Consider the following 21544-nt stretch of genomic DNA (forward strand, 5'->3'; position numbering starts at 1 on the left):
GGGGCTGCGAGTGTTGACAGTTGGTCGGGTCGAAAGGCCCTCAAACTGTGCTCGCCCATTTCCCGCCAAAAACTCCGTTGCTCGGCACCGCACAGGGCAACTTATTTTTGGCCTAAATTGAGTACTTCATCGACTTTCATACGATGGGTATTCCACCAAGTACTTACCCCAAGCGACAGTGACTGTTGGGAACAATGTACTGCGAAGTGATTGATAGTTACGACGAGCCTCTTCAATCCAATCTCTATTAATCAGATTAGGAACATACCCTGCGGGAATCGATAATTGTGCTTGTTTTGCACTATCGACCATGGCGGGAGAAATATGCACCGTCGCTTGCATTCCCTCAATTTCCCATTCCCGTATCCCATGCCAGTACTCATCAGGAAAGGTTTCCGTCATTTCGTAACACTGATGTACGTCGGCCAGAATGGCCAAAAAATAGTCTATCGATAGACTAATGCCATCTTGAAAAGGTGGTTGAATCCAGTCACCTTTTTCATCAACTATCGGTGAGCATATAAACACCCAAGATTTACCTCGTTCTTCATCAATTTGTATTGCACCAGCTAGTAAATCAACGCCGCCGTGAGTAATCGCATCTCTAGCTGTTTTCATCAAAAACTCAAAGTTCTCAGATGCAGCAAATTGCTCTAGGTAGCTTTTTTTTCGTTCTCCCCTAGCGGCAGCAAGCAACTCTAGGATTGACTTTCCCGAGCGAACAAAAGCACTAAACATATGAGAAATTTCATTAGTACCCTTGTAATTCAAGGACTCTCGATACCTCTGTTGCTGAAATTTATCTAGTAAAACATCTAAAAAATATGCTGCCTCATGAGCAGCGTCATGTAGTCCGAGAATTGCAATTTGTCTTTTATCCATTTGTTCTACCTATCACTCGCCTGTTAGCCAAATTTGGGGGGAACGATTTGGAATCGCCTAGGATACCCTTCCACCCCCGCCGAGCAGCGCAAGGCGGGCGGGGGGCTTTCGGCGAGGACTGTTTGAGGCCCACAGGGCCGAGTTCCGCAGCCGCCCCGCTCGACTGAGCAGCGCAGGGAAGCCCGCAGGGCCGGGGGTGAGGGTCGCCTTCTTGTTGGTTACTTATTCTTGGCGAGACAAGAATAAGTAACCCGCGCGTCAGGCGCGGAACACAGCCGCAAAATCAACAATCCACACCCAACCAATCCCCCCCCCCCCCACAAAAACCACCCCGCCACCAAACAAAAAGGACGGCCATCTCCACCATGCCCCGGCGGAAATGCCCGTCCTTCCTGCCTCCTGGCGCACCCGGTGCGCCGGCCAGTTCAAACCCGCTAACCCGGCTCACCAGCCGTAATAGACGCCCCCGCCCCGGCGGTAGTAGGGCCCCCAGCGCGGGCCCCAGAAGGGATCGTAGTAGGGCATGGCCCGCAGCCGCTCCTGCTGCCGCACGGCCTCCACCTCCCGGGCGTTCTGCTGTTCCTTTTCCGTCAGGGTGGTGGCCAGATCGGCCCGCAGGGCCTTTTCCCGGTATTCGTGCAGGTAGTCGAGCACCGCCACCGACAGCCCCTGGCGGGTCAAGTCCAGCACCTGGCTGGGGGTGGGGTCGAGGCGGGTCTGGGTTTCCTTGAGGCGGGCGATGATGGCGTCAGCCTTCATGCCGGACTTGGCCATGGCCACCAGTTCGGGGAAGCCCAGCTTGGGCGTGTCGGGCGCCAGGCGCTGCATCTGTTCGGGGGTGAGGCGGGCCAGCTTGGGGGTGGCGGTGCCGTCGGGAGGGGCGCTGGCGCAGCCGGCCAGCAGGGCCAGGGGCAGCAGGAGCGGGATTAGGCGGCGATGCACGGTCATGATGCTTTCTCCTCCATTACGGGGCCGGGGTCAGGGAGAGACCCCACGGCCGGCCCCCAGGTTCCGGAACCGGCCCGGCGGACACCAGGCAGCGGAACCCCGGGGACGCAGCCTGAGCGTCAGGCCCGGGGCCGCGGGCCAGGCGTGTCGCCGCAGACAGTACGCAAGTACGGCAAGGCGACGCAACAACGCCCGCGACCCCGGGCCTGATGCTCAGGCGGTGCCGCCGACGGTGAGGCCGTCAATGCGCAGGGTGGGCTGCCCCACGCCCACGGGCACGGACTGGCCGTCCTTGCCGCAGGTGCCGACGCCCGGGTCCAGGCCCAGGTCGTTGCCGATCATCTTCACCCGGGTCAGGGCGTCCGGGCCGTTGCCGATGAGGGTGGCGCCCTTCACCGGGTAGAGCACCTTGCCGTTTTCCACCATGTAGGCTTCGGACATGGAGAAGACGAACTTGCCGCTGGTGATGTCCACCTGGCCGCCGCCGAAATTGACGGCATAGATGCCCTTCTTCACGGACTTGAGGATTTCCTCCGGCGACTTGTCGCCGGCCAGCATGATGGTGTTGGTCATGCGCGGCAGGGGCAGGTGGGCGAAGGATTCGCGGCGGCCGTTGCCGGTGGGCTCGACGCCCATGAGGCGGGCGTTGAGGGAATCCTGCATGTAGCCCTTGAGGATGCCGTCCTCGATCAGCACGGTGCGGCGGGTGGGGTTGCCCTCGTCGTCGATGTTGAGGGAGCCGCGGCGGTCCGGCAGGGTGCCGTCGTCCACCACGGTGACGCCCTTGGCGGCGACCCGCTCGCCGATGCGGCCGGAGAAGGCGGAGGAGCCCTTGCGGTTGAAATCGCCCTCGAGGCCGTGGCCGATGGCTTCGTGCAGCAGGATGCCGGGCCAGCCGGGGCCGAGCACCACGGTCATGGTGCCGGCCGGCGCGGGCCGGGCGTCCAGGTTGGTGACGGCCTGATGCACGGCTTCGGCGGCGTAGCGCTTGAGCACTTCCTCGCTGAAGTAGCCGTAGTCGTAGCGGCCGCCGCCGCCGGCGGAGCCCTGCTCCCGCTTGCCCTTGCCGCCGTCCACGATGACGGTGACGGAGACCCGCACCAGGGGCCGCACGTCGGCGGCCAGACGGCCGTCGCTGCCGGCCACCAGCACCACGTCGTATTCGCTGGCGAGGGAGGCCATGACCTGGGTGACGCGGGAATCGATGGCCCGGGCGTAGCCTTCCAGGCGCTCCAGCAGCTTCACCTTGTCGGCAGCCTGCAGGGAGGGAATGGGGTCCTGGGCCGGATAGAGGCCGTGGCCCTTGCGCCCTTTCAATTTGGGCGCCGTGCCCGACTGGCCGGCGGCGCCGATGGCGCGCACGGCGGCAGCGGCGTCGCCGAGGGCGTTGCGGCTGATGTCGTCGGAGTAGGCGAAGGCGGTCTTCTCGCCGGAGATGGCGCGCACGCCGACGCCCTGGTCGATGTTGAAGCTGCCGGATTTGACGATGCCCTCCTCCAGGCTCCAGGCCTCGGCCCGGCTGTACTGGAAGTAGAGATCGGCGTAATCCACGTCGTTCTTCATGATCTGGCCGAAGACCTCGGACAGGCGCTTGTCGTCCAGGCCGTAGGGGGTCAGCAACAGGGATTCGGCTTGCTTGATGATCTTGCTCATGGGGAAACCTAAAGCCTTAAAAAACTTTTGCCACTGAGGGCACAGAGATCACAGAGTTGCTAGCGGTCCAGTCCTGGCTCTGCGTGAATAGAGGATACGTCACAGCACCCGGTGCTTGAGGGCCGGCAGGTTGGCCCGGGTCTCGGCGATGCAGCCGTGGTCGAGCAGCCCCAGGACCACGCCGGGACCTTTCAGCTTGCGGTCCACGATGGTGCCCCAGGGGTCCACGATCATGCTGTTGCCGTGGGTCTCCCGGCCATTCTCGTGCTTGCCGCCCTGGCCCACGGCCAGCACGTAGCACTGGTTCTCGATGGCCCGGGCCCGCAGCAGGATTTCCCAGTGGGCGCGGCCGGTGGTCTCGGTGAAGGCGGCGGGCACCACGATCAGGTCCACCGGCGCCAGGCGGCGGTACAGCTCGGGGAAGCGCAGGTCGTAGCAGATGGAAAGACCGATGCGGCCGTAGGGCGTGTCGAAGGCCACCGGCTCGCTGCCGGCCTCGATGGAGGCGGCCTCGTCGTAACGCTCCAGGCCCTTCTGGAAGCCGAACAGGTGGATCTTGTCGTAGCGGGCCACGCGCTGGCCGGCCGGGTCGTAGACCACGGTGGAATTCATCACCTTCGCCGCGTCCTTCGCCTCCAGGGGAATGGAGCCGCCGATGAGCCAGATGCCGTGCTGCTTTGCCGTGGCGGCGAGGAATTCCTGGATCGGGCCGTGGCCGTCGGCTTCCCGCACCTTGACCTTGTCGCCCTCGGCCATGCCCATGATGGGGAAGTACTCGGGCAGGGCGACGATGCGGGCGCCCTGGGCCGCCGCTTCGGCGACGCCGTGGGCGGCGGCCGCCAGGTTGTCGGCGACCCGGGGGCCGGACACCAGCTGCACGGCGGCGATCAGGGCATTTTCGGTCTTCTGGCGCTCAGGGCTTGGCGGATTCATCGGTCTTGGCCTTCTCGGATTTATCGGCTTTGGCGGCGGATACTTTTTCCACCTTCGGGTCTTCCCAGCTGCCGGTGACGGCGTATTCGAAAGCAAAAATCTGGTCCACCGGATTCTGCAGCACTTTCTGGGCGATGAGGGCAGCCACGCCGGCCACCGGATTAACCAGGGCAGCGGTCCCCAGGGAGATGGAATTGCCCAGGGCCGGCTGCACCCGCACCCGCAGGTTCTGGGTTTCGCTGTCCAGGTTGATGTCGCCCTTGATGCCCACCTTGGCCGCCGGACCGTCGATGCTGAGGTCCGAGGTCTTCATCAGACCATTCTGCACCTTGAAGGTGCCCTCCACATTGTCGAAGGCGAAACCTTCGGAGAAGACGTCGCGGAAATCCAGGGTGATACGCCGGGGCAGGGACTGCAGGGAAAGCAGGCCGATGAGCTTGCCGATGCCCGGCTCCACCTTGGCGAACTGGCCCTTCTCCGCCGTCAGCTTGAGGTCGCCGGAAAGGCTGGGAATGTCCAGGTTGGTGGGCGTGTTGTTCCAGGCCAGCTTGCCCGCCAGGGTGGCGCTGCCCCGCTTGAGGGTGCCGGGGAAACCCAGGCGGTCCAGGTACTTGCCGGCATCCCCCGCTTCCAGCCTGAACTCCACGTCGGTGCGGTGGGCGCCCCGGGGGTCGGTGCGCCACAGGCCCTTGCCGTTGATGGAGCCGTCCGGGCTGGAGAGCAACACCTTGTCCAGGCGCCACACCCGGCCTTCGTTGCGGGCCAGCAGTTCGAGCTTGCCGAAGCGGCGGCTGCCCAGGGTGAAGCTGTCGGCAACGATGTCCAGGCCCGGCAGTTCGTCCTGGCTCTCGGCCTCGCCCAGGCGCTGCATGGCTTCCTGCTGGGGCGTGCTTTCCGGCAGGGTCAGGTATTTGAGGCGGGCCTTGACCCTGCCCTGGCCGGCGCCGTCCCAGTTGATCTGGCCGGCGGCTTCCTTGGCGTTGACCTCCACCTGCCAGCTGTTGCCGGCGGGCGCCGCCTTCAGGGTGACGTCGTGCAGGCGCCGCCCGGAGATGTCCAGCAGGGGCGTTTTCAGCACCGCCTGGGAGAGGGGCGCCGCCGACTCGCCGGCGGCGGCGCTGCCGCCACTACTGGCGCTAGCGCCGTTGCCGTTGGCCGGGGTCAGGGCCTTGCGCCAGAAATCCGCATCCACGCTGGGCAGGTTCACCGTCAGGGCGAGGCCCCGCTCGGGCAGGCTGAGGCCTTCGCCGATGGCGATGGCGCCGCGCTCGGTGAGCGGGCCGGCGGCTTCCCGGCGGCGGATGATGTGGGCGCTGGCCAGCTTGCCCAGGGTGAATTTCACCTGTTCCCTCGCCACCGGCGACGGCGCGCCCTTGCGGGGGGCGGCTTCGGCCAGGGCGCCCCGCTCCAGGTGCAGGGGCAGGGCGACGGCGGCGCTCTTATTGAAGGGCTCGGGCAGGCTGGAGGCCAGGCCCTTGAGGTCGGAATCCACCACCAGCTCCGCCGTCTTCTTGCGCACCCGCACCTCGCCCTTCCAGGCGGCGCTGCCGGAGACGTTGTCGAACAGGGGCAGGTCCAGTTGGCGGCGCAGGGCCGTGGCGGTGAGGCTGCCGGAGGCATTGACCAGCACCTTGTCGCCCTCGTTGCTGGCGGAGAGCTTCATGGGGCCGCCGAGGAACTGGCCGGTGATTTCCTTGACGCTGATGCCGGCGTCGGTGAAGTGCAGGCGGCCGTTGGCCTGGGTGATGGGCGGCAGGCCCGGCTCCACCGTCACCTGGTTGTTGAGGAATTCGTAGTCGCCCTTGATGCGGCTGTCGGCCATGCGGCGCAGGAACAGTTCCAGCTGCAGGTTGAGGCGGCCTTCGCCCTGGGCCTTCATGCCGTCGGTGAAGTTATCGATCTTGTTGCCCACCGGGCTCTGGTCGATGAACTTGAGGAATTCGCCGGTGGGGCCTTCGGCCTTGCCGGTAATGCTGAGCAACTCCTCCGGCGCCTCCAGGTCGGCGATCTCGGCCTTGACGCCGGAGAGGCGGGCCCCCAGCAGCTTGGCGCTCCTGGCTTCAATCAGCATGCGGGCACCCTCGAAACGCAGGGAGCCCTGGATGTCGTCGATGCGGGGCCAGCCGGAGGCGTATTCCAGGGTGGCGCCGTTGATGCGGGCGGTGACCAGGAACTGGCCGTCCTTGGGGTCGAGGAAGGGGAAGCGGGCCAGGTCGCCCTTGAGCACCAGCTTGGCCTCGGAGGCGGTGCCGCCGGTGATGGAACTCTTCAGCCAGTCCCGGGCATCCTGGGACACCACCTTGGGCATGTAGCGCCAGACGGCGGTGCCGTCGGCCTTGCTGATGCCGGCGGTGAGGTCGATGCTGCCGGGGCCGTCGCCGCTGAGGCGGTAGGTGCCCTGGGCCGAGCCGGTGGCGTCGGGGCCGTTGAAGGTGAGGCTGTCCAGGCTGACGTCGAGGCGGCTGCCGTCGATCTTCCAGCTGACCTGGCTGTTGAGGGCATCCACCGCCAGGCGCGGATCGGGGAAGACCTGGGGCAGTTCCAGCTGGGCTTTGGCCGAGCGCAGGGTGAGGCTACCGCCCCGGTCCCCGGCGTCCACCGTGCCGCTCATGCCGGCAAAGCCCGGGAAGCGGCTGCTGGCCTTGATGCCGAGGCCGTCGAAGCGGGCCTTGAGGTTGTAGTCCTGGGGCTTGCCCTCGTTTTCCGTCCAGCTGGCCTTGAGGTCCCGCACCAGGCCCCGGGGGGCGTAGTCGTTCAGCCACTGGCGCACTTCGGCCCCCAGGGGCAGGTGCTCGGCCAGGGCCGCCAGGGCGCCCAGGTCCAGGGTGGTGGCGGCGGCGCTGCCGCGGCGGCGGTCGGAGAAAAGGCCGCCCTCCTGCCAGGAGAAGGCGAAATCCGTGGGCTCCAGGCTGGTGCCGTCCCGGGTGGCAAGGCCGACCCGCTTGCCGGAGAAGCGGGTGTCGCCGTTGCGCCGCTCGCCGCTGATGCGGCCCGCCAGGCGCAGCAGGTCCAGTTCCGGCAGGTCCTTGGCCAGCTTCAGGCGCAGGTCCTGCAGGCCCACGTCGGCGGTGGCCGCCACCGGCAGGCCCTTTTCCACCTCCAGCCACAGGCGCAGGGCGCCGCTGCCCTGGGGCAGGGAAACGGGGTAATCGACCCAGGCCTGCCAGGCCGCCAGGTCGGTGTGCACGAATTCGGTGTACAGCTCGCCGCTCCAGTCCTCCAGCCGCTGCGGATCGGAGCCCCGCAGGTCGCCCCGCAGGTCGAGGCGGGAAGCCAGCTCCGCCGGCGGCAGGGCAGAGAGGCCGAAACGGTGGCGGCGGCCCCGGTTTTCCAGGAGGAAATTCACCGCCTCCAGGGTCAGGGGCGGGGCGCCCCGCTGCAGGTCTTCCCAGACGATGGTGGCGTCCTTGATGTGGATGCGCTCCTGGCTCAGCACCCAGTGCAGGGCACTGCCGTCGCTCTTGCCGTCGTCCAGGGGAATGCCGGCCACCTCGAAGCGGCCGTCGGCGAGGCGCCGCACCAGCAGGGTCGGCTCGCTGATTTCCAGCAGGTGCAGGCGGGGCGAGAGGTGGGGCACGCTCCACCAGGAGAGCACGCTCTCCACCCGCTCGAAGGCCAGGGCCGGATAGCCCTGCCTGTCGGCCACCCGCACGTCGGCCAGGGTCAGCTCGGGGCGCAGGCCGCGCCAGCCGGCGTCGATGTGGCCGATGGTGACCGGCAGACCGACGGCCTGGCTCACCGCCTGTTCGATGTCGGCCCGGTAGTTGCCCACGTTGGGCAGCACCCAGTAGCGCAGGGCCAGCACCAGGAAGGCGAAGACGAAATAGACCACCACCCCCGCCACCAGGGCCAGGCGGCCGGCGCGGCGCCAGAACTGGCGCGCCCGGGGGCTGACGAGGAAGGGCAGGAGGGCGTGCAGGCGGTGGTAAAGGGCCGACCGCAGGACGGAATCAGTCATGGGCCTCGACCGGCAACAGGGCGGAGGCGGCGGCAACGATGGCGGCGGCGCTTTGCAAAGGTATTGGGCGGGTCACTACAATGGCAAGTTCTGGGCGAAGGGGTGGATTTTAACCCAGCCACCCCCGGAAACCCCGGATATAACCGGATGATTCCCTGATGAATAACGATTCCAACAATAACGCCGCTCCCGCCCCCGCCGCCGACACGACTTTTCCCGCCGCCTGGCAACCCGCCCTGGACCACAGTGCCTACCTGCGCCAGCTGCTCTCCTGCCGCGGCGAACTGGTGCCGATCCTGGCCGAATCCTGGCAGCGCCCCCTCACCGCCGCCGACCTGGAGGAGTGGATCGCCCAGGCCGCCCCGGCCGACGAGGAAGCCCTGAAACCGGTGCTGCGGCGCCTGCGCCAGCGGGTCATGGCCCATCTCATCATCCGCGACCTGGCCGCCGCCGCGCCCCTGCAGGAGGTGGTGGAAACCATGACCCTGCTGGCCGACATCACCACCAACTTCGCCCTGGACTTCGTGCACCGCAGCCTGGTGCAGCAGTACGGCGAACCCCTGGACAGCCAGGGCCGGCCCCAGCGCCTGCTGGTGGTGGGCATGGGCAAGCTGGGCGGACGGGAGCTGAACGTCTCCTCCGATGTGGACTACATCTTCGTCTATCCGGAAGAAGGCCAGACCGCCGGCCGCCCCGACGGCGGCGGCCAGGTGGACAACTACGACTTCTTCCACCGCCTGGGCAAGCGCCTCATCATCGCCCTGGGGGACCTCACCGCCGACGGCCAGGTCTTCCGCGTGGACATGCGCCTGCGCCCCAACGGCGATTCCGGCCCCCTGGTGTGCAGCCTGGACGCCCTGGAAAACTACTTCATCACCCAGGGCCGGGAGTGGGAACGCTACGCCTGGATCAAGGCCCGGGTGATGAACGCCGGCGCCAACGACGTGAACAACTGGGGCCCGGTGCTGAGCCAGACCGGCCGCCCCTTCGTCTTCCGCAAGTACCTGGACTTCGGCGCCATCAACGCCATGCGCGACCTGCACGCCCAGATCCGCCGCGAAGTGGCGCGCAAGGACATGGCCAACCACGTCAAGCTGGGCCCCGGCGGCATCCGGGAAATCGAATTCATCGCCCAGGTCTTCCAGCTGATCCGCGGCGGCCGCGACACCGCCCTGCAGATCCGCCCCACCCTGCAGGTCCTGGCCCTGCTGCCGGAGCGGGGCCTGATGGCCCAGGAGGCGGTGGACGAGCTGAGCACCGCCTACGACTTCCTGCGCCGCCTGGAACACCGCCTGCAGTACGTGGCCGATCAGCAGACCCACAGCCTGCCTGAAGATGCGGAGGGCCAGGCCCGCATCGCCCGTTCCATGGGCTTTGCCGACTACCCTGCCCTGCTGGCCGTGCTCGACGGCCATCGCCAGCGGGTCTCCCTGCACTTCGAGGCCGTCTTTGCCGAACCGGAGGCCCCCAGCTCCCAGAGCGAAACCCTCACCGCCCTGTGGCAGGGCGCCCTGGAATGCGACGGCGCCCAGGAAAAATTCGCCGGCCTCGGCTTTGCCGACGTGCAGGACTCCCTGGAACGGCTGCAGGCCTTCCGCGACGGCGCCCGCTACCAGCAGCTGCCCGCCAGCAACCGGGAACGCATGGACGCCCTGGGCCCGCGCCTGATCGAAGCCGCCGCGGCGACGCCGACGCCAGACCTGACCCTCTCCCGCTGCCTCGCCTTCCTCGAGGCCATCGGCCGCCGCGGCGCCTATCTGGCCCTGTTGCAGCAGTATCCCCAGGCCCTGAAGAAGGTGGCCGAACTCATCGGCGGCTCCAGCTGGGCCGCCGAATACCTGACCCGCCACCCCATCCTGCTGGATGAACTGCTGGACCCGCGCCTGCTGGAAGTGGCCACCGACTGGCAGCGTTTCCGCCGCGAACTGCGCCGGGCCCTGGACGAATGCGCCGGCGACACGGAACGGGAAATGGACCTGCTGCGGGAAATGCACCACGCCCAGGTCTTCCGCCTGCTGGCCCAGGACCTGGCCGGCCTGCACAGCATCGAGAAAATCTCCGACCACCTGACCGAGCTGGCCGACATCATGGTGGCCGAGACGGTGCGCCTGTGCTGGGGCAAGCTGAAGACCCGGCATCGGGAGGAGCCCGTCTTCGCCGTCATCGGCTACGGCAAGCTGGGGGGCAAGGAGCTGGGCTACGCCTCGGACCTGGACATCATCTTCCTCTTCGACGAAAAGAAGGACACCGCCCAGGAGGCCGAAGAGGTCTACGCCCGTCTGGCCCAGCGGGTGAACACCTGGCTCTCCTCCCAGACCCCCGCCGGCCTGCTCTTCGAGACCGACCTGCGCCTGCGCCCCAACGGCGATTCCGGCCTCATGGTCTCCTCCCTCGCCTCCTTCCGCGAATACCAGCTGCACAGCGCCTGGGTGTGGGAACACCAGGCCCTCACCCGGGCCCGCTTCGTCGCCGGCGACGCGGACGTGGGCCGGGGCTTCGACGCCATCCGGGAGGAAATCCTGCGCCAGCCCCGGGACCGGACCAAGCTCAAGGAAGAAGTGCTGGCCATGCGCCAGAAGATGATCGACGCCAACGCCTCGGATGCCGAAACCGTGGCCCGGGGCGAATTCGACATCAAGCAGGACCCGGGCGGCATCATCGACGTGGAATTCATCATCCAGTACCTGGTGCTGGGCCACGCCCACGAGCACCCGGAACTCACCGGCAACCTGGGCAACATCGCCCTCCTCGGCATCGCCGCCCGCCTCGGCCTGATCCCCACCGCCCTGGCCGAACCGGTGCAAAACGCCTACCGCGACTACCGCCGCCTGCAACACGCCAAACGCCTCAACGGCAGCCCCAAGAGCCGGGTGGCAAGGGAGTCGATAGCCGAACGCATCGCCGCGGTACGGGCGTTGTGGGAGAAAGTGTTTAAAGGGTAAGGGCTAGGGGCGACAGATGCCGCGGGCCCAAAATGAAAAAGCCGCCGGATTCCCGGCGGCTTTTTCATTCCGGACGCCAAACGACGGCGCCATGACCAGCGTACTGAGGAGAGATATGGGGACTGGAGGCAGGCCGACTGGAAGCCAAAGAACAGAAGGCATCTCCAGAGCCAAAGCCTCAATACAGCGTAGGTGAGCCGAACAGCAAAGAGCGGTTAGGCCCAAAAGTAACGGCCTCCGACAAAATGGTGCCCAGCCTCGCTCCCGCCAAAGAAAAAAAGGAACACCGCAAAATAACAGCTTGCCAGCAGGGTAATCAGACAATAGCCACCAACCTCCTATCGTGCAGCATCCGCCCCCTCAGTCATCGAAGCCTGGACTAGTCACGAATTCCCATGGCAAACAACAGCATCTTCTTGGTTTTCGAAGAAAACACCGAAGGCTGATACATCGTCACCGAACTGCCACTCTCGGTGGTTATTGTGAACTTGAACATGAGCGTAGTGTCTTCACGCGAATACAACCACGGCGAGACGTCCTTTGCTGCCGCCTTCGGTGCTGCGTGACCAACCCAATTGGATTTGGCATTCAAGGCAGGCGCTTCGTCTTTAACCAACAGCGTCAGCCGGCCATCGGACTCAACCTGTTCAACGGAAACATGCTTCAGCTTTCCTGGCTTCTTCGCTACAAAAGAAAAAGCCCAGTCCAACGTGGATTTTTCGGGAACAGATTGGTCTAGCGAAATGTTAAAACCGGCGCCTTCAATTTTGTAATCGTCGTTCTCGATGGGCATAGCCCCCGTTTTGGTCATGGGAAGGGTAATGGTCTTGCCACCATCCACCAGGAACGAAACCTCAATGACCTGTTGGCCAAGGTAAGTTTCGGAGATCGCTGCAGAGGGCAAAAGAAGCGAGGCGCATAAAGCAAAGAAGCGGTACTTCATCGAATTTCCTTTCTGGGAGCCTGAGAAGACAAAAAAACCATCGCATCATGCCAAAAGCAACAAGAACAAACAACCCAATGTCATTTATAGGCACCGCCATCTGATATCCGCCGCCCTGGCCGGACCGGTGCAAAACGCCTTCCGCAACTACCGCCGCCTGCAACACACCAAACGCCTCAACGGCAGCCCCAAGAGCCGGGTGGCAAGGGAGTCGGTAGCCTAGCGCATCGCCGCGGTAAGGGCGTTGTGGGAGGAAGTGTTTAAAGGGTAAGGGCTAGAGCGAAAGACGCAGCGGGCCTGAAATGGAAAAAGCCGCCGGGAATCCGGCGGCATTTCTGGGGGATGCTAACGTTTGAATTCAGGGGCACGATGCGGCTTTATCGCGGCGAGTCTCTTGGAATAATAGGTTACTTGTTGCTTGTCAGATCTTTGAAGTCACTTGCAATCGTCGCGAATGCGCTACTTCCGTCAGATTCTTTTGCAGTCCACGTTTTGCCACTTTCAGATAAGGACAGGTGGATAATCTGCCCTTTGTTTATAGAGACAGCTTTTGTGATTTCAGAGGTCGACCACGATTTTGCCCCCCCCTCGGTCATCCTGAAACCCCATCTTTAGAACGTGCGTACCGGGAAGCAAATGCAATTGAAAGCGCCCACCAGAATATAACCCTGAAGTCTTAAACTCTTTATAACTAGATGTAGGCTGACCATCAACGGATTTGATTTTGATGAGTCCATCTGTAGTCACAATGCCTACGTCTTCGAGGGGCCGTAATTCACCGGAGTAGCCAATATAGGCGTACTTTGAGTACATCATTCCCATTGGCGGTGGCGCGTCTGTGTAATTGTAACTGGCACAACCGAATAACATGGTTTGGGCAAGTAGTAGAGCTGCGATTGTTTTTGTGTTCATGCTTTTATCAAGTGGTGAATAAACTGAAAATGCCTAACGTCGAAGTTAAGCGGCGCGCCGAAGGCGCGTCCGATTGAACGAAAGGTTAGGGGAAATGGGCGTGAGAAGAGCCACATTCATTTTGAACCTTGTGACGGCGGTGATGCTTGTGCCGATTGCTTGGGGGATGTGGTCACACGGCTATCGGCTTGCGGTGCTGGAACAGACGGTGGAAAGAACGCAGCGTATGCCGCGAGGCACCCCGACACAGCAGCTACCAACCCAACCCACAGTTCAGGGGATTTGTACCACGGGGCTTTCTTCAACTGAGCTAACTGAACAGACAGGAGTTCGTATGTGATAGCAGGGCGATCTATGTGTTGGCGCGACATACCGTCTAGCTGCTTTTTCAGTGCGCGTTCCTTTTCTTGTAGATCAGACGAGGGCATGATTTCCCCTAACGTTAAGTAGACGGCATATCTGCCGTATAAGCTAGCAAGAAAAATCCTGAACGCTCCTGGTTAGCCGGCGGAATCCCGTTTCCAACAAGGCGCCTGACTGGGTAGCTCATAGTTCCTGACCTGATAGCAACTAATAAAAGACGGCGTTTTTCCGTCGTCGCGCCATCTAAATCGGCGCACCGCCGTATAACACCGGCAACGCATCACCTGAAAACAACGCTGCCCCAGGGATTTTTGCAAATCAGCTGCTTATACGCATCGATAGCAAAACGACAAACATGGCGTAGCAGCAGCCTACAGACTCCAGGCCGTGAGCATAATCAGCCACCCAAAGTATGTCGAGTGACTAGGTCAAAACACTGCACTTTCCCTCCCCGGCAAACCTGGGCATCAACCCGGCCACGGGCCTTACCGGAATCGCCCCAGCCCCTTGCCCTGCAACCCAATCCCCACGCCCCTCCCAGCCATGCCATGCTGGAGAAGCGCATCCCGCCTGCCTCCCAGGCCGGCCTCCGCAAACGACCCATTTCCCCCATACCGGCCTCCGGCGCGCATGGGTGTATAATCCCGGCCCTATGTCCTTGATGCCACATTTACTTTTCTGCGGAGACGCCCCCTTTGCGTTTTGACGAACTGGGCCTGGCGCCCGAAATTCTTAAGGCCGTGACCGAGATGGGTTACGCCGAAGCAACCCCGATTCAGCAGCAGGCCATTCCCCTGGTCCTGCAGGGCAAGGACCTCAAGGCCTGCGCCCAGACCGGTACCGGCAAGACCGCCGCCTTCACCCTGCCCCTGATCCAGCGCCTGCTGCACCTCGACACGGCCAGCCCGTCGCCGGCCAAGCACCCGGTGCGCGCCCTGATGCTGGCCCCCACCCGGGAATTGGCGCTGCAGGTGTATGAGTCGGTGAAGTCCTACACCAAGCACACCCACTTCCGCTCCATCTGCCTCTTCGGCGGCGTGGATATCAAGCCCCAGATCGCCGAGATGAAGAAGGGTGTGGAGTTCGTCGTCGCCACCCCGGGCCGCCTGCTGGACCACGTGGAACAGAAGAGCGTCTCCTTCAATCAGGTCCAGGCCCTGGTGCTGGATGAGGCCGACCGCATGCTGGACATGGGCTTCATCCCCGACATCCAGCGCATCCTCAACATGCTGCCCAAGACCCGGCAGAGCCTGCTTTTCTCCGCCACCTTCTCCAACGAGATCCAGCGCCTGGCCGACACCATGCTGCAGTCGCCGATCCTGGTGGAAGTGGCGCGGCGCAACCAGGTGAACGACACCATCACCCACCGGGTGCACCCGGTGGCCGAGACGCGCAAGAAGGACCTGCTGATCAAGCTGCTGCGCTCCGGCGAAATCACCCAGACCCTGGTCTTCATGCGCACCAAGCAGGGCTGCGGCCGTCTGGCCCGGGAACTGGAGCGGGCCGGCATCGCTGCCGACTCCATCCACGGCGACAAGTCCCAGAACGAGCGCATCAAGGCCCTGGACGCCTTCAAGAACGGCGGCTGCAAGGTGCTGGTGGCCACCGATGTGGCGGCCCGCGGCCTGGACATTGACCACCTGCCCTACGTCATCAACTTCGAGCTGCCCCACACCCCGGAAGACTACGTGCACCGCATCGGCCGCACCGGCCGCGCCGGTCGCCAGGGCAACGCCATTTCCCTGGTCTGCGCCCACGAGGTCGGCTATCTGGCGGATATCGAAAAGCTGATCAAGATGCAGATCGAGCAGGTGGCCGTGGCCGGCTTCGAGCCGGAGATGGATTACGAATATCCCCCCGGCAGCGGCAAGAAGCGCCGGGCCCACGAGACCCACGCCCCGTCCCAGCCCGTGGCCGGCCGCAGCAAGCCCCCGGTGAAGCGCAACAACATGATCGCCAAGGACGGCTTCGACTTCTCCAAGCCCTACGAGCCCAAGGCCGCCCCGGCCACGGTGCCGAGCAAGGAGGAAGCGGCCCACACCCCGGTCGGCAAGCCCGATCCCCACAAGCCGAAGAAGCCCATGGTGGCGGCCCTCCTGGGCGGCCTGGGGAAGCGCTGAGCGACGGCAAGATCCTAGCCACAGAGGGCACCGAGATCACCGAGAGCATCAGTCTGGCGTAACGGTGCTCTCCCCGCCCCCGACCCGATAGCCACTCAGTCAGGCAAGGCCACCCCGGTGGCCTTTTTCATTGCGGACCGAACGCCATGAGCGACACTCCCCTCCTCCACTGGCAGGAAGACGGCCAGCCCCACACCGCCCGGTGGCGCTCCGAGGCCGGGCTGCCGCCGCCGAAGCGGGTACTGGTGGCCGACGACACCCTCAACGCCGACCAGGCCTACCGCCTGGCCTGCGAGGGAACCGCCCTGCTCTGGCGCGGCGACTTCCACAACGGCCGCCAGCTGCTGCAGGCCCTGGCCCGGCGCATCGAGCGCAAGCAGCCCAAGGGCAAAGGCAAGGCCGGCAAGGACGCCGCGCCGGCCTCCCTGACCCAGGCCTTCCATCTGCACCGCCAGGCCCAGGGCCAGCGGGCCCGCATCCTGGCCATGCTGCTCATCGCCGTGGACGCCGACTACCGGGTGAACCTGCGCCGGGCGCCGGATTTCAGCGCCGCCTGCACTGAGGCCTACGGCCCGGCCGGGGAGCCCTTCGTCGTCAGCCTGCGGGAACTGCAGGCCCTGGTGGGAGCCCACGAATGGCGCAAGAAGGGAGTCAATATCCCGGCCCTGGGCGCCACCATCCACCCCCATTACGGCGTTTTCTCGCCCCTGCGCGGCGAATACCTGGAACTGCTGGCCCAGGCCCCCCTTCCTGCCTCGGACCTGGCCTTCGACATCGGCACCGGCACCGGCGTCATCGCCGCCCTGCTGGCCAAGCGGGGCCTGGCCAAGGTGGTGGCGACGGACCTGGACCCGCGGGCCCTGGCCTGCGCCCGGGAAAACCTGGAACGCCTGGGCCTCTCCGCCCGGGTGGAACTGCAGCAGCGGAACCTCTTTCCCGAGGGTCGGGCGCCCCTGGTGGTGTGCAACCCGCCCTGGGTGCCGGCCAAGCCCAGCTCTCCCATCGAATACGCCGTCTTCGACCCGGACAGCCGCATGCTGCGCGGCTTCCTGGCCGGCCTGAAGGACCATCTGGCGCCCGGCGGCGAAGGCTGGCTGATCATCTCCGACCTGGCCGAGCACCTGGGCCTGCGCTCCCGCCAGCAGCTGCTCGACTGGATCGCCGCCGCCGGCCTGGAAGTGGCGGCCCGCCACGACATCCGCCCCAGCCACGGCAAGACCCGGGACGCCGACGATCCCCTGCATGCCGCCCGGGCCGCCGAAGTCACCTCCTTGTGGCGCCTGCGGGCCGCTTAGCGCCGGCAGCAGGGCCAGCCCCGGGCCGGTCAACGCAAAAGGGCCGCGTCGTGACGCGGCCCTTGTCTTGAGGGGAGACTGTTTCAGGGATTGGCGTTGCGCATGCCGCCGGGGCCCATACCGCCCCCGCCCGGACCCATGCCGCCACCGCCGGGCCCCATCCCACCGCCGCCGGGCCCCATCCCACCGCCACCGGGACCCATGCCACCTCCCGGGCCCATGCCGCCGCCCCGGGCCGGCGGCACCTCGGGCAGGGTCACGCCTTTTTCCTTGGCCCGGGCCTGCATGGCCTCGTGGTGTTCCAGGCGCACCTTTTCCCGCTCCTCGGCGGTCTTGGCGCTGCGCATCTTGGCCCGGTGTTCGCGGCGTTCCTGAGGTGTCATCAGCTGGCTGCCGTAAATCTGCTCCTGCTTGGCCGGCGCCGCCTGTTTGGCGGTATCAGAGGTATCGGTGGCCTGGGCCAGGCCGGGCAGCAGCAGGGCGCCCAGGAGGGCGGAAACGGCACAGAGGGTCGGTGTTTTCATGATTGGCTCCTTCCACAGAGGGGTTGGCAAGACACGGCGATTCCCTGCCTTCAATCTAGGCCGCCGCGACCCGGGATGCCAGAATCAATATCAAAAAATGCTGATGAAGCGGTGACAGCCGGCCACCGCCAAAGCTCAGGCCGTCACTCCCTGCAGGCCGCCGAAGAAGGTCTCGGTGCCGCCGTCGCCCTTGAGGGTGATGTAGAAACTCTGGTTGTTGTAGGCGATGCGGGCTTCCACCAGGGCGGCCTGGGCCGAGGGATTGCCCTGCAGCGCGGCATAGCGGGCGGCGTATTCCTCGTAACCCTGAACGGCATGAAGCATCTCTTCGCCAGAAGCCACCTCGGCGAACTGGTCCCGCAGCTCCGTGTCTTCATGGAACAACTGCTCGATCCTGGCCTTGTCCGGGTGATCGTTGGCGACGCTGACGTAGCCCATGCGGTCCGGCGTCAGCACCGGCTCGGGCGGCACCTGGATGCCGGCCTGGCGGAACTTCTCTGCCGCATTGGCGGCAAACTTTTCCTTGGCGGCGGCCACCGATGCGGGCGTGGGGCACTCCAGGGGCGGCAACTCCTGGGGCAGGTTGCTGGCGGCCGCCGTCTGGGTGGCAGCGCTGCTGCCGTCAGTGGCGGCGGCCTTTACCGGCGTGGCCGAGGCGGTGCTGTAGGTTGCGTAGAGTCTGTTGAGGGAAGCGATGTTCATGACCGGCTCCGGGGGGAAGACGGCCATGCATTTGCGATTTCCATGCCAGCGGCCTGGCGGCGGATGGCTCAGGGCAGCAGGCGGAGGATGGCCAGGGAGCAGTTGTCGCCCTCCCCCTGGCAGCGCTGGCGGGCCCGGTTGATGAGGATTTCCGCCGCTTCCCGGGCCGGGAAGGCGGCCAGCACGCCGCCGATCTCGGCGTCGGAGAAATAGGCCCAGAGGCCGTCGGAGCAGAGCAGGAAGTTGTCGCCGGGCTGCACTGCGGCCTGGCCCACGTCGATCTTGGGATCGTCCTTGTCCCCCAGGGAGGTGAGCAGGACATTGCGGTTGGGGTGGATCAGGGCCTGCTCCGGCGTGATCTTGCCGGCCCGCACCAGATGCTCGACGTAGGAATGGTCGGCGCTGTGCTGCAGCAGCCGGTCGCCCCGGTAGTGGTAGAGGCGGGAGTCGCCGCAGTGGGCCCAGGTGGCGCCGCCGGGCTCCAGCACCAGCATGACGGCGGTGCTGTGGGGGTCCTTCTCGTTGAGGAAGCGGCTGGTGCGGATCAGCAGGTGGGCCTCGTGGATGGCGGTGCGCAGCAGGTCGCCGGCGGCCTCATCCTTGGGGGCGTAGCTGGAGAAGTTGTTCTGGGCGGTATGCACCACCTGCTCGGCCGCCAGGGCGCCGCCGGTGTGGCCGCCCATGCCGTCGGCCAGCACGGCCAGCACCGTGCCCTTGAGCCGGGGATGGGCCATCAGCCCCACCCGGTCCTGCTGTTCCTTGCGGTCGCCCTGATGCTGGGCGACGCAGGCATCCAGGGTCAGCGCCATGAGAGGCTCCCGGGGCCGTGCCTAGCCGAGCAGCTTGTCCTTGATTTCCTCGGCGCTGGGCACCTTGCCCGCCATGTGGGGATTGCGGCTGTGGAAGACCCGGGTGGCGGCGACGATGACCTGATGCACTTCCTGCTGGGTCAGTTCCGGGTGGCTGTCACGCACCACGCGGAAGGCCAGGTGTTCCAGGGAGTGGCCGCCCCAGGTGTTCTTGGGGTCGAAGAAGGGTTCGATCTGCACATACACCGCGTCGAATACATTGCGCAGTTTGCTATTGCCGCGGCGGTCGGGGCGTTCCTGACCGTTGGCGTCGATAAAGGTGGCCGTATTCAAGGGTGCTGTCCTTCAGGGGATGGTTTTTCCGGACGATTATAGCGCCGGGGCCGGCCCCGAGTCAGGATTGGTGCTGAAAGCGCTCCAGCAGCACGTCCAGGTATTCGGGCAGGTCGTCGGCATGGATGCCCAGTTCCTCCTGCACGTCCTCCACCACCCGGCCCCAGTCTGGGTCGTCCAGGTGCAGATACTGGTGGTAGGCGTGGATGGCCAGCTGGATGATGGCTGCCAGGCTGCGGGAGTCGCCCGGCACCAACTGGGGCAGGTCGTGGTGGAAGCGGATGGCCTCGCAGATGAACTCGGGCAGGTGCCAGTGGCGGGCCACGAAATAGCCGACGACGCAGTGGTCCGCCTGGTATTTCTTGTCCTCTTCCAGCAGGTCGATCCAGGTGTCGTTCTCCTCCAGGTGCATGGCCCGGCAGTAGGAGGGGAAACGCTCCATCAGCAGGGGTACGCCGCAGTCGTGGAAGATGCCGGCCAGGTAGGCCTGGTCGGGGAAGACGTTGCACACCATGACCCGCTCGTCGGCGATCAGCATGGCCAGCTGGGCGATGGTCTGGGAGCGGCTCCAGAAGCGCTCGTAGGCCTTGCGGTGCTTGGAAACCTTGTTGGCGCCCATGAGGGCGATGGCCTGCACCAGGTTGAGGGTCTGCTTGAGGCCGATGGCCTGGAGGATTTTCTCCAGGTTGTCGAAGGGCTGGTGCTGGCGGTAGGCGGAGGACTGCACCGCCTTGAACAGCATGGCGGTGATGCCCGCATCCTGGGAGATGACCCTGGCCAGGGCCCGCAGGTCCGCCTCGTCGCTGCGCAGCAACCGCTCCAGTTCCTCCACCACCTTGGGCTGGGGCGGCAGCTTGACGCCCTGGGACAGCAGCCGCTGCAGCGTCTTCTCGTCCTTTTGCAGACGGCTTTCAGGGACGGATTCGACCGTTGCGGCGGCGGAGGCAGAGGAGGTCATGGGGCCTTAAGTCTGGGGTAATTGCTCTTCCAGCAATTCTACCCAGTGCCGCACCGGCACGGCACTAGGAGTCCCCCTAGGTGCGCCGCCGCTCTGCAGGTGGGTGAGGCAGCCGATGTTGGCGGTGGCGATCACTTCCGGCAGGCCGGCGCCGAGGGCCGAGAGCTTGTTGTCCCGCAGCTGCTTGGAGAGTTCCGGCTGCAGGATCGAGTAGGTGCCCGCCGAGCCGCAGCAGAGGTGGCTGTCGGCCACCGGGGTGAGGGTGAAGCCGGCGGCGGCCAGCAGCTCCTCCACCACGCCGCGGATGCCCTGGCCGTGCTGCAGGGTGCAGGGCGAGTGGAAGGCCACCTTGCGCCCGGCCGCCGGCTTATGGGCCAGCAGGGGCAGCAGGGCTTCCTTCTGGGACATCACCAGCTCGGCCGCGTCCTTGGTCAGCTCGGCGATGCGGGCCGCCTTGGCGGCGTAGGCCGGATCGTCCTGCAGCAGGTGGCCGTATTCCTTGACGTGGGCGCCGCAGCCGGAGGCGGTCATGAGGATGGCCTCGGCGCCGGCCTCAACATGGGGCCACCAGGCGTCAATGTTGCGCCGCATGTCGTCCAGGGCCGCCTCCTGGGCATTGAGGTGGAAGCGCAGGGCGCCGCAGCAGCCGGCCTTTTGCTCCTCGATCATCTGGATGCCCAGGCGGTCCAGCACCCGGGCCGCGGCGGCGTTGATGTTGGGCGCCAGGCCGGGCTGCACGCAGCCGGCCAGGGCCAGCACCTTGCGCTGGCGCACCGCCGTGGGCCGGGGCTTGGCCGGCCCGCCGGCGGCCGCGGGAATCTTGTCGCCGAGGACGGAGGGCAGGAAGGGCTTCAACACCTTGCCCACGGCCACCGCCGGGTTGAACAGCCAGGGCCGCGGCAGCACCTCCTTGAGGGCCAGGCGGGTCAAGGCTTCCAGACCGCCCCGGGGCACCCGTTCCTCCACCACCTGGCGACCGATGTCCAGCAGGCGGTGGTACTTCACGCCGGAGGGGCAGGTAGTCTCGCAGGAGCGGCAGGTGAGGCAGCGGTCCAGGTGCAGGCGGGTGCGCTCGGTCACCGGGCCGCCCTCCAGCACCTGCTTGATCAGGTAGATGCGGCCCCGGGGGCCGTCCAGCTCGTCCCCCAGCAGCTGGTAGGTGGGACAGGTGGCGGTACAGAAGCCGCAGTGCACGCAGGTGCGCAGGATGGCGTCCGCCTCCTTGCCGGCCGGCGTGTCCTTGATGAAATCGGCGAGTTGGGTCTGCAT

16 protein-coding genes are annotated in these 21544 nt (G+C 65.4%); 3 read left to right on the forward strand and 13 right to left on the reverse strand.

Translation table 11 applies throughout. The features are described from left to right. Positions 1-126 precede the first annotated feature (126 nt). From OEL49_RS02060 to OEL49_RS02080, 5 genes are all read right to left on the reverse strand, one after another. Complete coding sequence (locus OEL49_RS02060; protein ID WP_287873865.1) at positions 127-882, reverse strand: hypothetical protein; 756 nt, start codon at positions 880-882, stop codon at positions 127-129. 444 nt (positions 883-1326) lie between these two features. Next, positions 1327-1830, reverse strand: coding sequence for a hypothetical protein (locus tag OEL49_RS02065; protein ID WP_287873866.1), 504 nt, complete (start codon positions 1828-1830; stop codon positions 1327-1329). Between the two features lie 213 nt (positions 1831-2043). Next, positions 2044-3483: a metalloprotease TldD gene (gene tldD / locus OEL49_RS02070; protein ID WP_014238410.1), complete on the reverse strand. Its 1440-nt coding sequence runs from the start codon at positions 3481-3483 to the stop codon at positions 2044-2046. 99 nt (positions 3484-3582) lie between these two features. After that, positions 3583-4416, reverse strand: a complete 834-nt coding sequence (locus OEL49_RS02075; RefSeq protein ID WP_014238411.1) for a carbon-nitrogen hydrolase family protein — start codon at positions 4414-4416, stop codon at positions 3583-3585. Beyond that, the gene (locus OEL49_RS02080; protein WP_287873867.1) at positions 4397-8374 is read right to left on the reverse strand and encodes a YhdP family protein; all 3978 of its coding nucleotides are present in this window, start codon (positions 8372-8374) and stop codon (positions 4397-4399) included. Before OEL49_RS02080 ends, OEL49_RS02075 begins: the two co-directional genes overlap by 20 nt. A gap of 158 nt (positions 8375-8532) precedes the next feature. On the opposite strand from OEL49_RS02080, the gene glnE reads away from it, so the two are divergent. Next, positions 8533-11316: a bifunctional [glutamate--ammonia ligase]-adenylyl-L-tyrosine phosphorylase/[glutamate--ammonia-ligase] adenylyltransferase gene (gene glnE, locus OEL49_RS02085; RefSeq protein ID WP_287873868.1), complete on the forward strand. Its 2784-nt coding sequence runs from the start codon at positions 8533-8535 to the stop codon at positions 11314-11316. 379 nt (positions 11317-11695) lie between these two features. On the opposite strand, the gene OEL49_RS02090 is transcribed toward glnE, so the two are convergent. Continuing rightward, a complete protein-coding gene (locus OEL49_RS02090) occupies positions 11696-12259 on the reverse strand; it encodes a hypothetical protein (protein WP_287873869.1) in 564 nt (187 codons plus the stop codon). A 558-nt stretch (positions 12260-12817) separates the two neighbouring features. Further along, complete coding sequence (locus OEL49_RS02095; RefSeq protein WP_287873870.1) at positions 12818-13171, reverse strand: hypothetical protein; 354 nt, start codon at positions 13169-13171, stop codon at positions 12818-12820. Between the two features lie 1058 nt (positions 13172-14229). On the opposite strand from OEL49_RS02095, the gene OEL49_RS02100 reads away from it, so the two are divergent. Together OEL49_RS02100 and OEL49_RS02105 are read left to right on the forward strand one after the other, a co-directional pair. Next, the gene (locus OEL49_RS02100) at positions 14230-15654 is read left to right on the forward strand and encodes a DEAD/DEAH box helicase (protein ID WP_287873871.1); all 1425 of its coding nucleotides are present in this window, start codon (positions 14230-14232) and stop codon (positions 15652-15654) included. A gap of 146 nt (positions 15655-15800) precedes the next feature. After that, positions 15801-16949, forward strand: coding sequence for a class I SAM-dependent methyltransferase (locus tag OEL49_RS02105; protein ID WP_287873872.1), 1149 nt, complete (start codon positions 15801-15803; stop codon positions 16947-16949). An 83-nt stretch (positions 16950-17032) separates the two neighbouring features. On the opposite strand, the gene OEL49_RS02110 is transcribed toward OEL49_RS02105, so the two are convergent. The 6 genes from OEL49_RS02110 to glcF form a co-directional block, all read right to left on the reverse strand. Then, a complete protein-coding gene (locus tag OEL49_RS02110) occupies positions 17033-17473 on the reverse strand; it encodes a hypothetical protein (RefSeq protein WP_287873873.1) in 441 nt (146 codons plus the stop codon). A gap of 135 nt (positions 17474-17608) precedes the next feature. Then, entirely contained in the window at positions 17609-18175 is a 567-nt protein-coding gene (locus tag OEL49_RS02115; RefSeq protein WP_287873874.1) for a hypothetical protein, read from the reverse strand. A 68-nt stretch (positions 18176-18243) separates the two neighbouring features. Continuing rightward, positions 18244-18984 carry a PP2C family protein-serine/threonine phosphatase gene (locus OEL49_RS02120; protein ID WP_014238419.1) on the reverse strand — a complete coding sequence of 247 codons (741 nt, stop codon included), beginning with the start codon at positions 18982-18984 and terminating at the stop codon, positions 18244-18246. 21 nt (positions 18985-19005) lie between these two features. After that, positions 19006-19317 carry a hypothetical protein gene (locus OEL49_RS02125; protein ID WP_014238420.1) on the reverse strand — a complete coding sequence of 104 codons (312 nt, stop codon included), beginning with the start codon at positions 19315-19317 and terminating at the stop codon, positions 19006-19008. A 61-nt stretch (positions 19318-19378) separates the two neighbouring features. Next, on the reverse strand, positions 19379-20275 hold the full coding sequence (locus OEL49_RS02130) for an HDOD domain-containing protein (RefSeq protein ID WP_014238421.1): 897 nt from the start codon (positions 20273-20275) through the stop codon (positions 19379-19381). Positions 20276-20281: 6 nt separating this feature from the next. Further along, positions 20282-21544 carry a glycolate oxidase subunit GlcF gene (gene glcF / locus OEL49_RS02135; protein ID WP_287873875.1) on the reverse strand — a complete coding sequence of 421 codons (1263 nt, stop codon included), beginning with the start codon at positions 21542-21544 and terminating at the stop codon, positions 20282-20284.

Origin of the sequence: Azospira sp. (assembly GCF_030247495.1) — a bacterium.
Taxonomy (GTDB): Bacteria; Pseudomonadota; Gammaproteobacteria; order Burkholderiales; family Rhodocyclaceae; genus Azospira; species Azospira oryzae.

Coding starts and splice junctions, on each gene's coding strand:
- OEL49_RS02095 (WP_287873870.1), bottom strand. CDS start 13,171: ATGAACACAAAAACAATCGCAGCTCTACTACTTGCCCAAACCATGTTA.
- OEL49_RS02060 (WP_287873865.1), bottom strand. CDS start 882: ATGGATAAAAGACAAATTGCAATTCTCGGACTACATGACGCTGCTCAT.
- OEL49_RS02120 (WP_014238419.1), bottom strand. CDS start 18,984: ATGGCGCTGACCCTGGATGCCTGCGTCGCCCAGCATCAGGGCGACCGC.
- tldD (WP_014238410.1), bottom strand. CDS start 3,483: ATGAGCAAGATCATCAAGCAAGCCGAATCCCTGTTGCTGACCCCCTAC.
- OEL49_RS02065 (WP_287873866.1), bottom strand. CDS start 1,830: ATGACCGTGCATCGCCGCCTAATCCCGCTCCTGCTGCCCCTGGCCCTG.
- OEL49_RS02105 (WP_287873872.1), top strand. CDS start 15,801: ATGAGCGACACTCCCCTCCTCCACTGGCAGGAAGACGGCCAGCCCCAC.
- OEL49_RS02075 (WP_014238411.1), bottom strand. CDS start 4,416: ATGAATCCGCCAAGCCCTGAGCGCCAGAAGACCGAAAATGCCCTGATC.
- OEL49_RS02080 (WP_287873867.1), bottom strand. CDS start 8,374: ATGACTGATTCCGTCCTGCGGTCGGCCCTTTACCACCGCCTGCACGCC.
- OEL49_RS02130 (WP_014238421.1), bottom strand. CDS start 20,275: ATGACCTCCTCTGCCTCCGCCGCCGCAACGGTCGAATCCGTCCCTGAA.
- glcF (WP_287873875.1), bottom strand. CDS start 21,544: ATGCAGACCCAACTCGCCGATTTCATCAAGGACACGCCGGCCGGCAAG.
- OEL49_RS02090 (WP_287873869.1), bottom strand. CDS start 12,259: ATGAAGTACCGCTTCTTTGCTTTATGCGCCTCGCTTCTTTTGCCCTCT.
- OEL49_RS02110 (WP_287873873.1), bottom strand. CDS start 17,473: ATGAAAACACCGACCCTCTGTGCCGTTTCCGCCCTCCTGGGCGCCCTG.
- glnE (WP_287873868.1), top strand. CDS start 8,533: ATGAATAACGATTCCAACAATAACGCCGCTCCCGCCCCCGCCGCCGAC.
- OEL49_RS02115 (WP_287873874.1), bottom strand. CDS start 18,175: ATGAACATCGCTTCCCTCAACAGACTCTACGCAACCTACAGCACCGCC.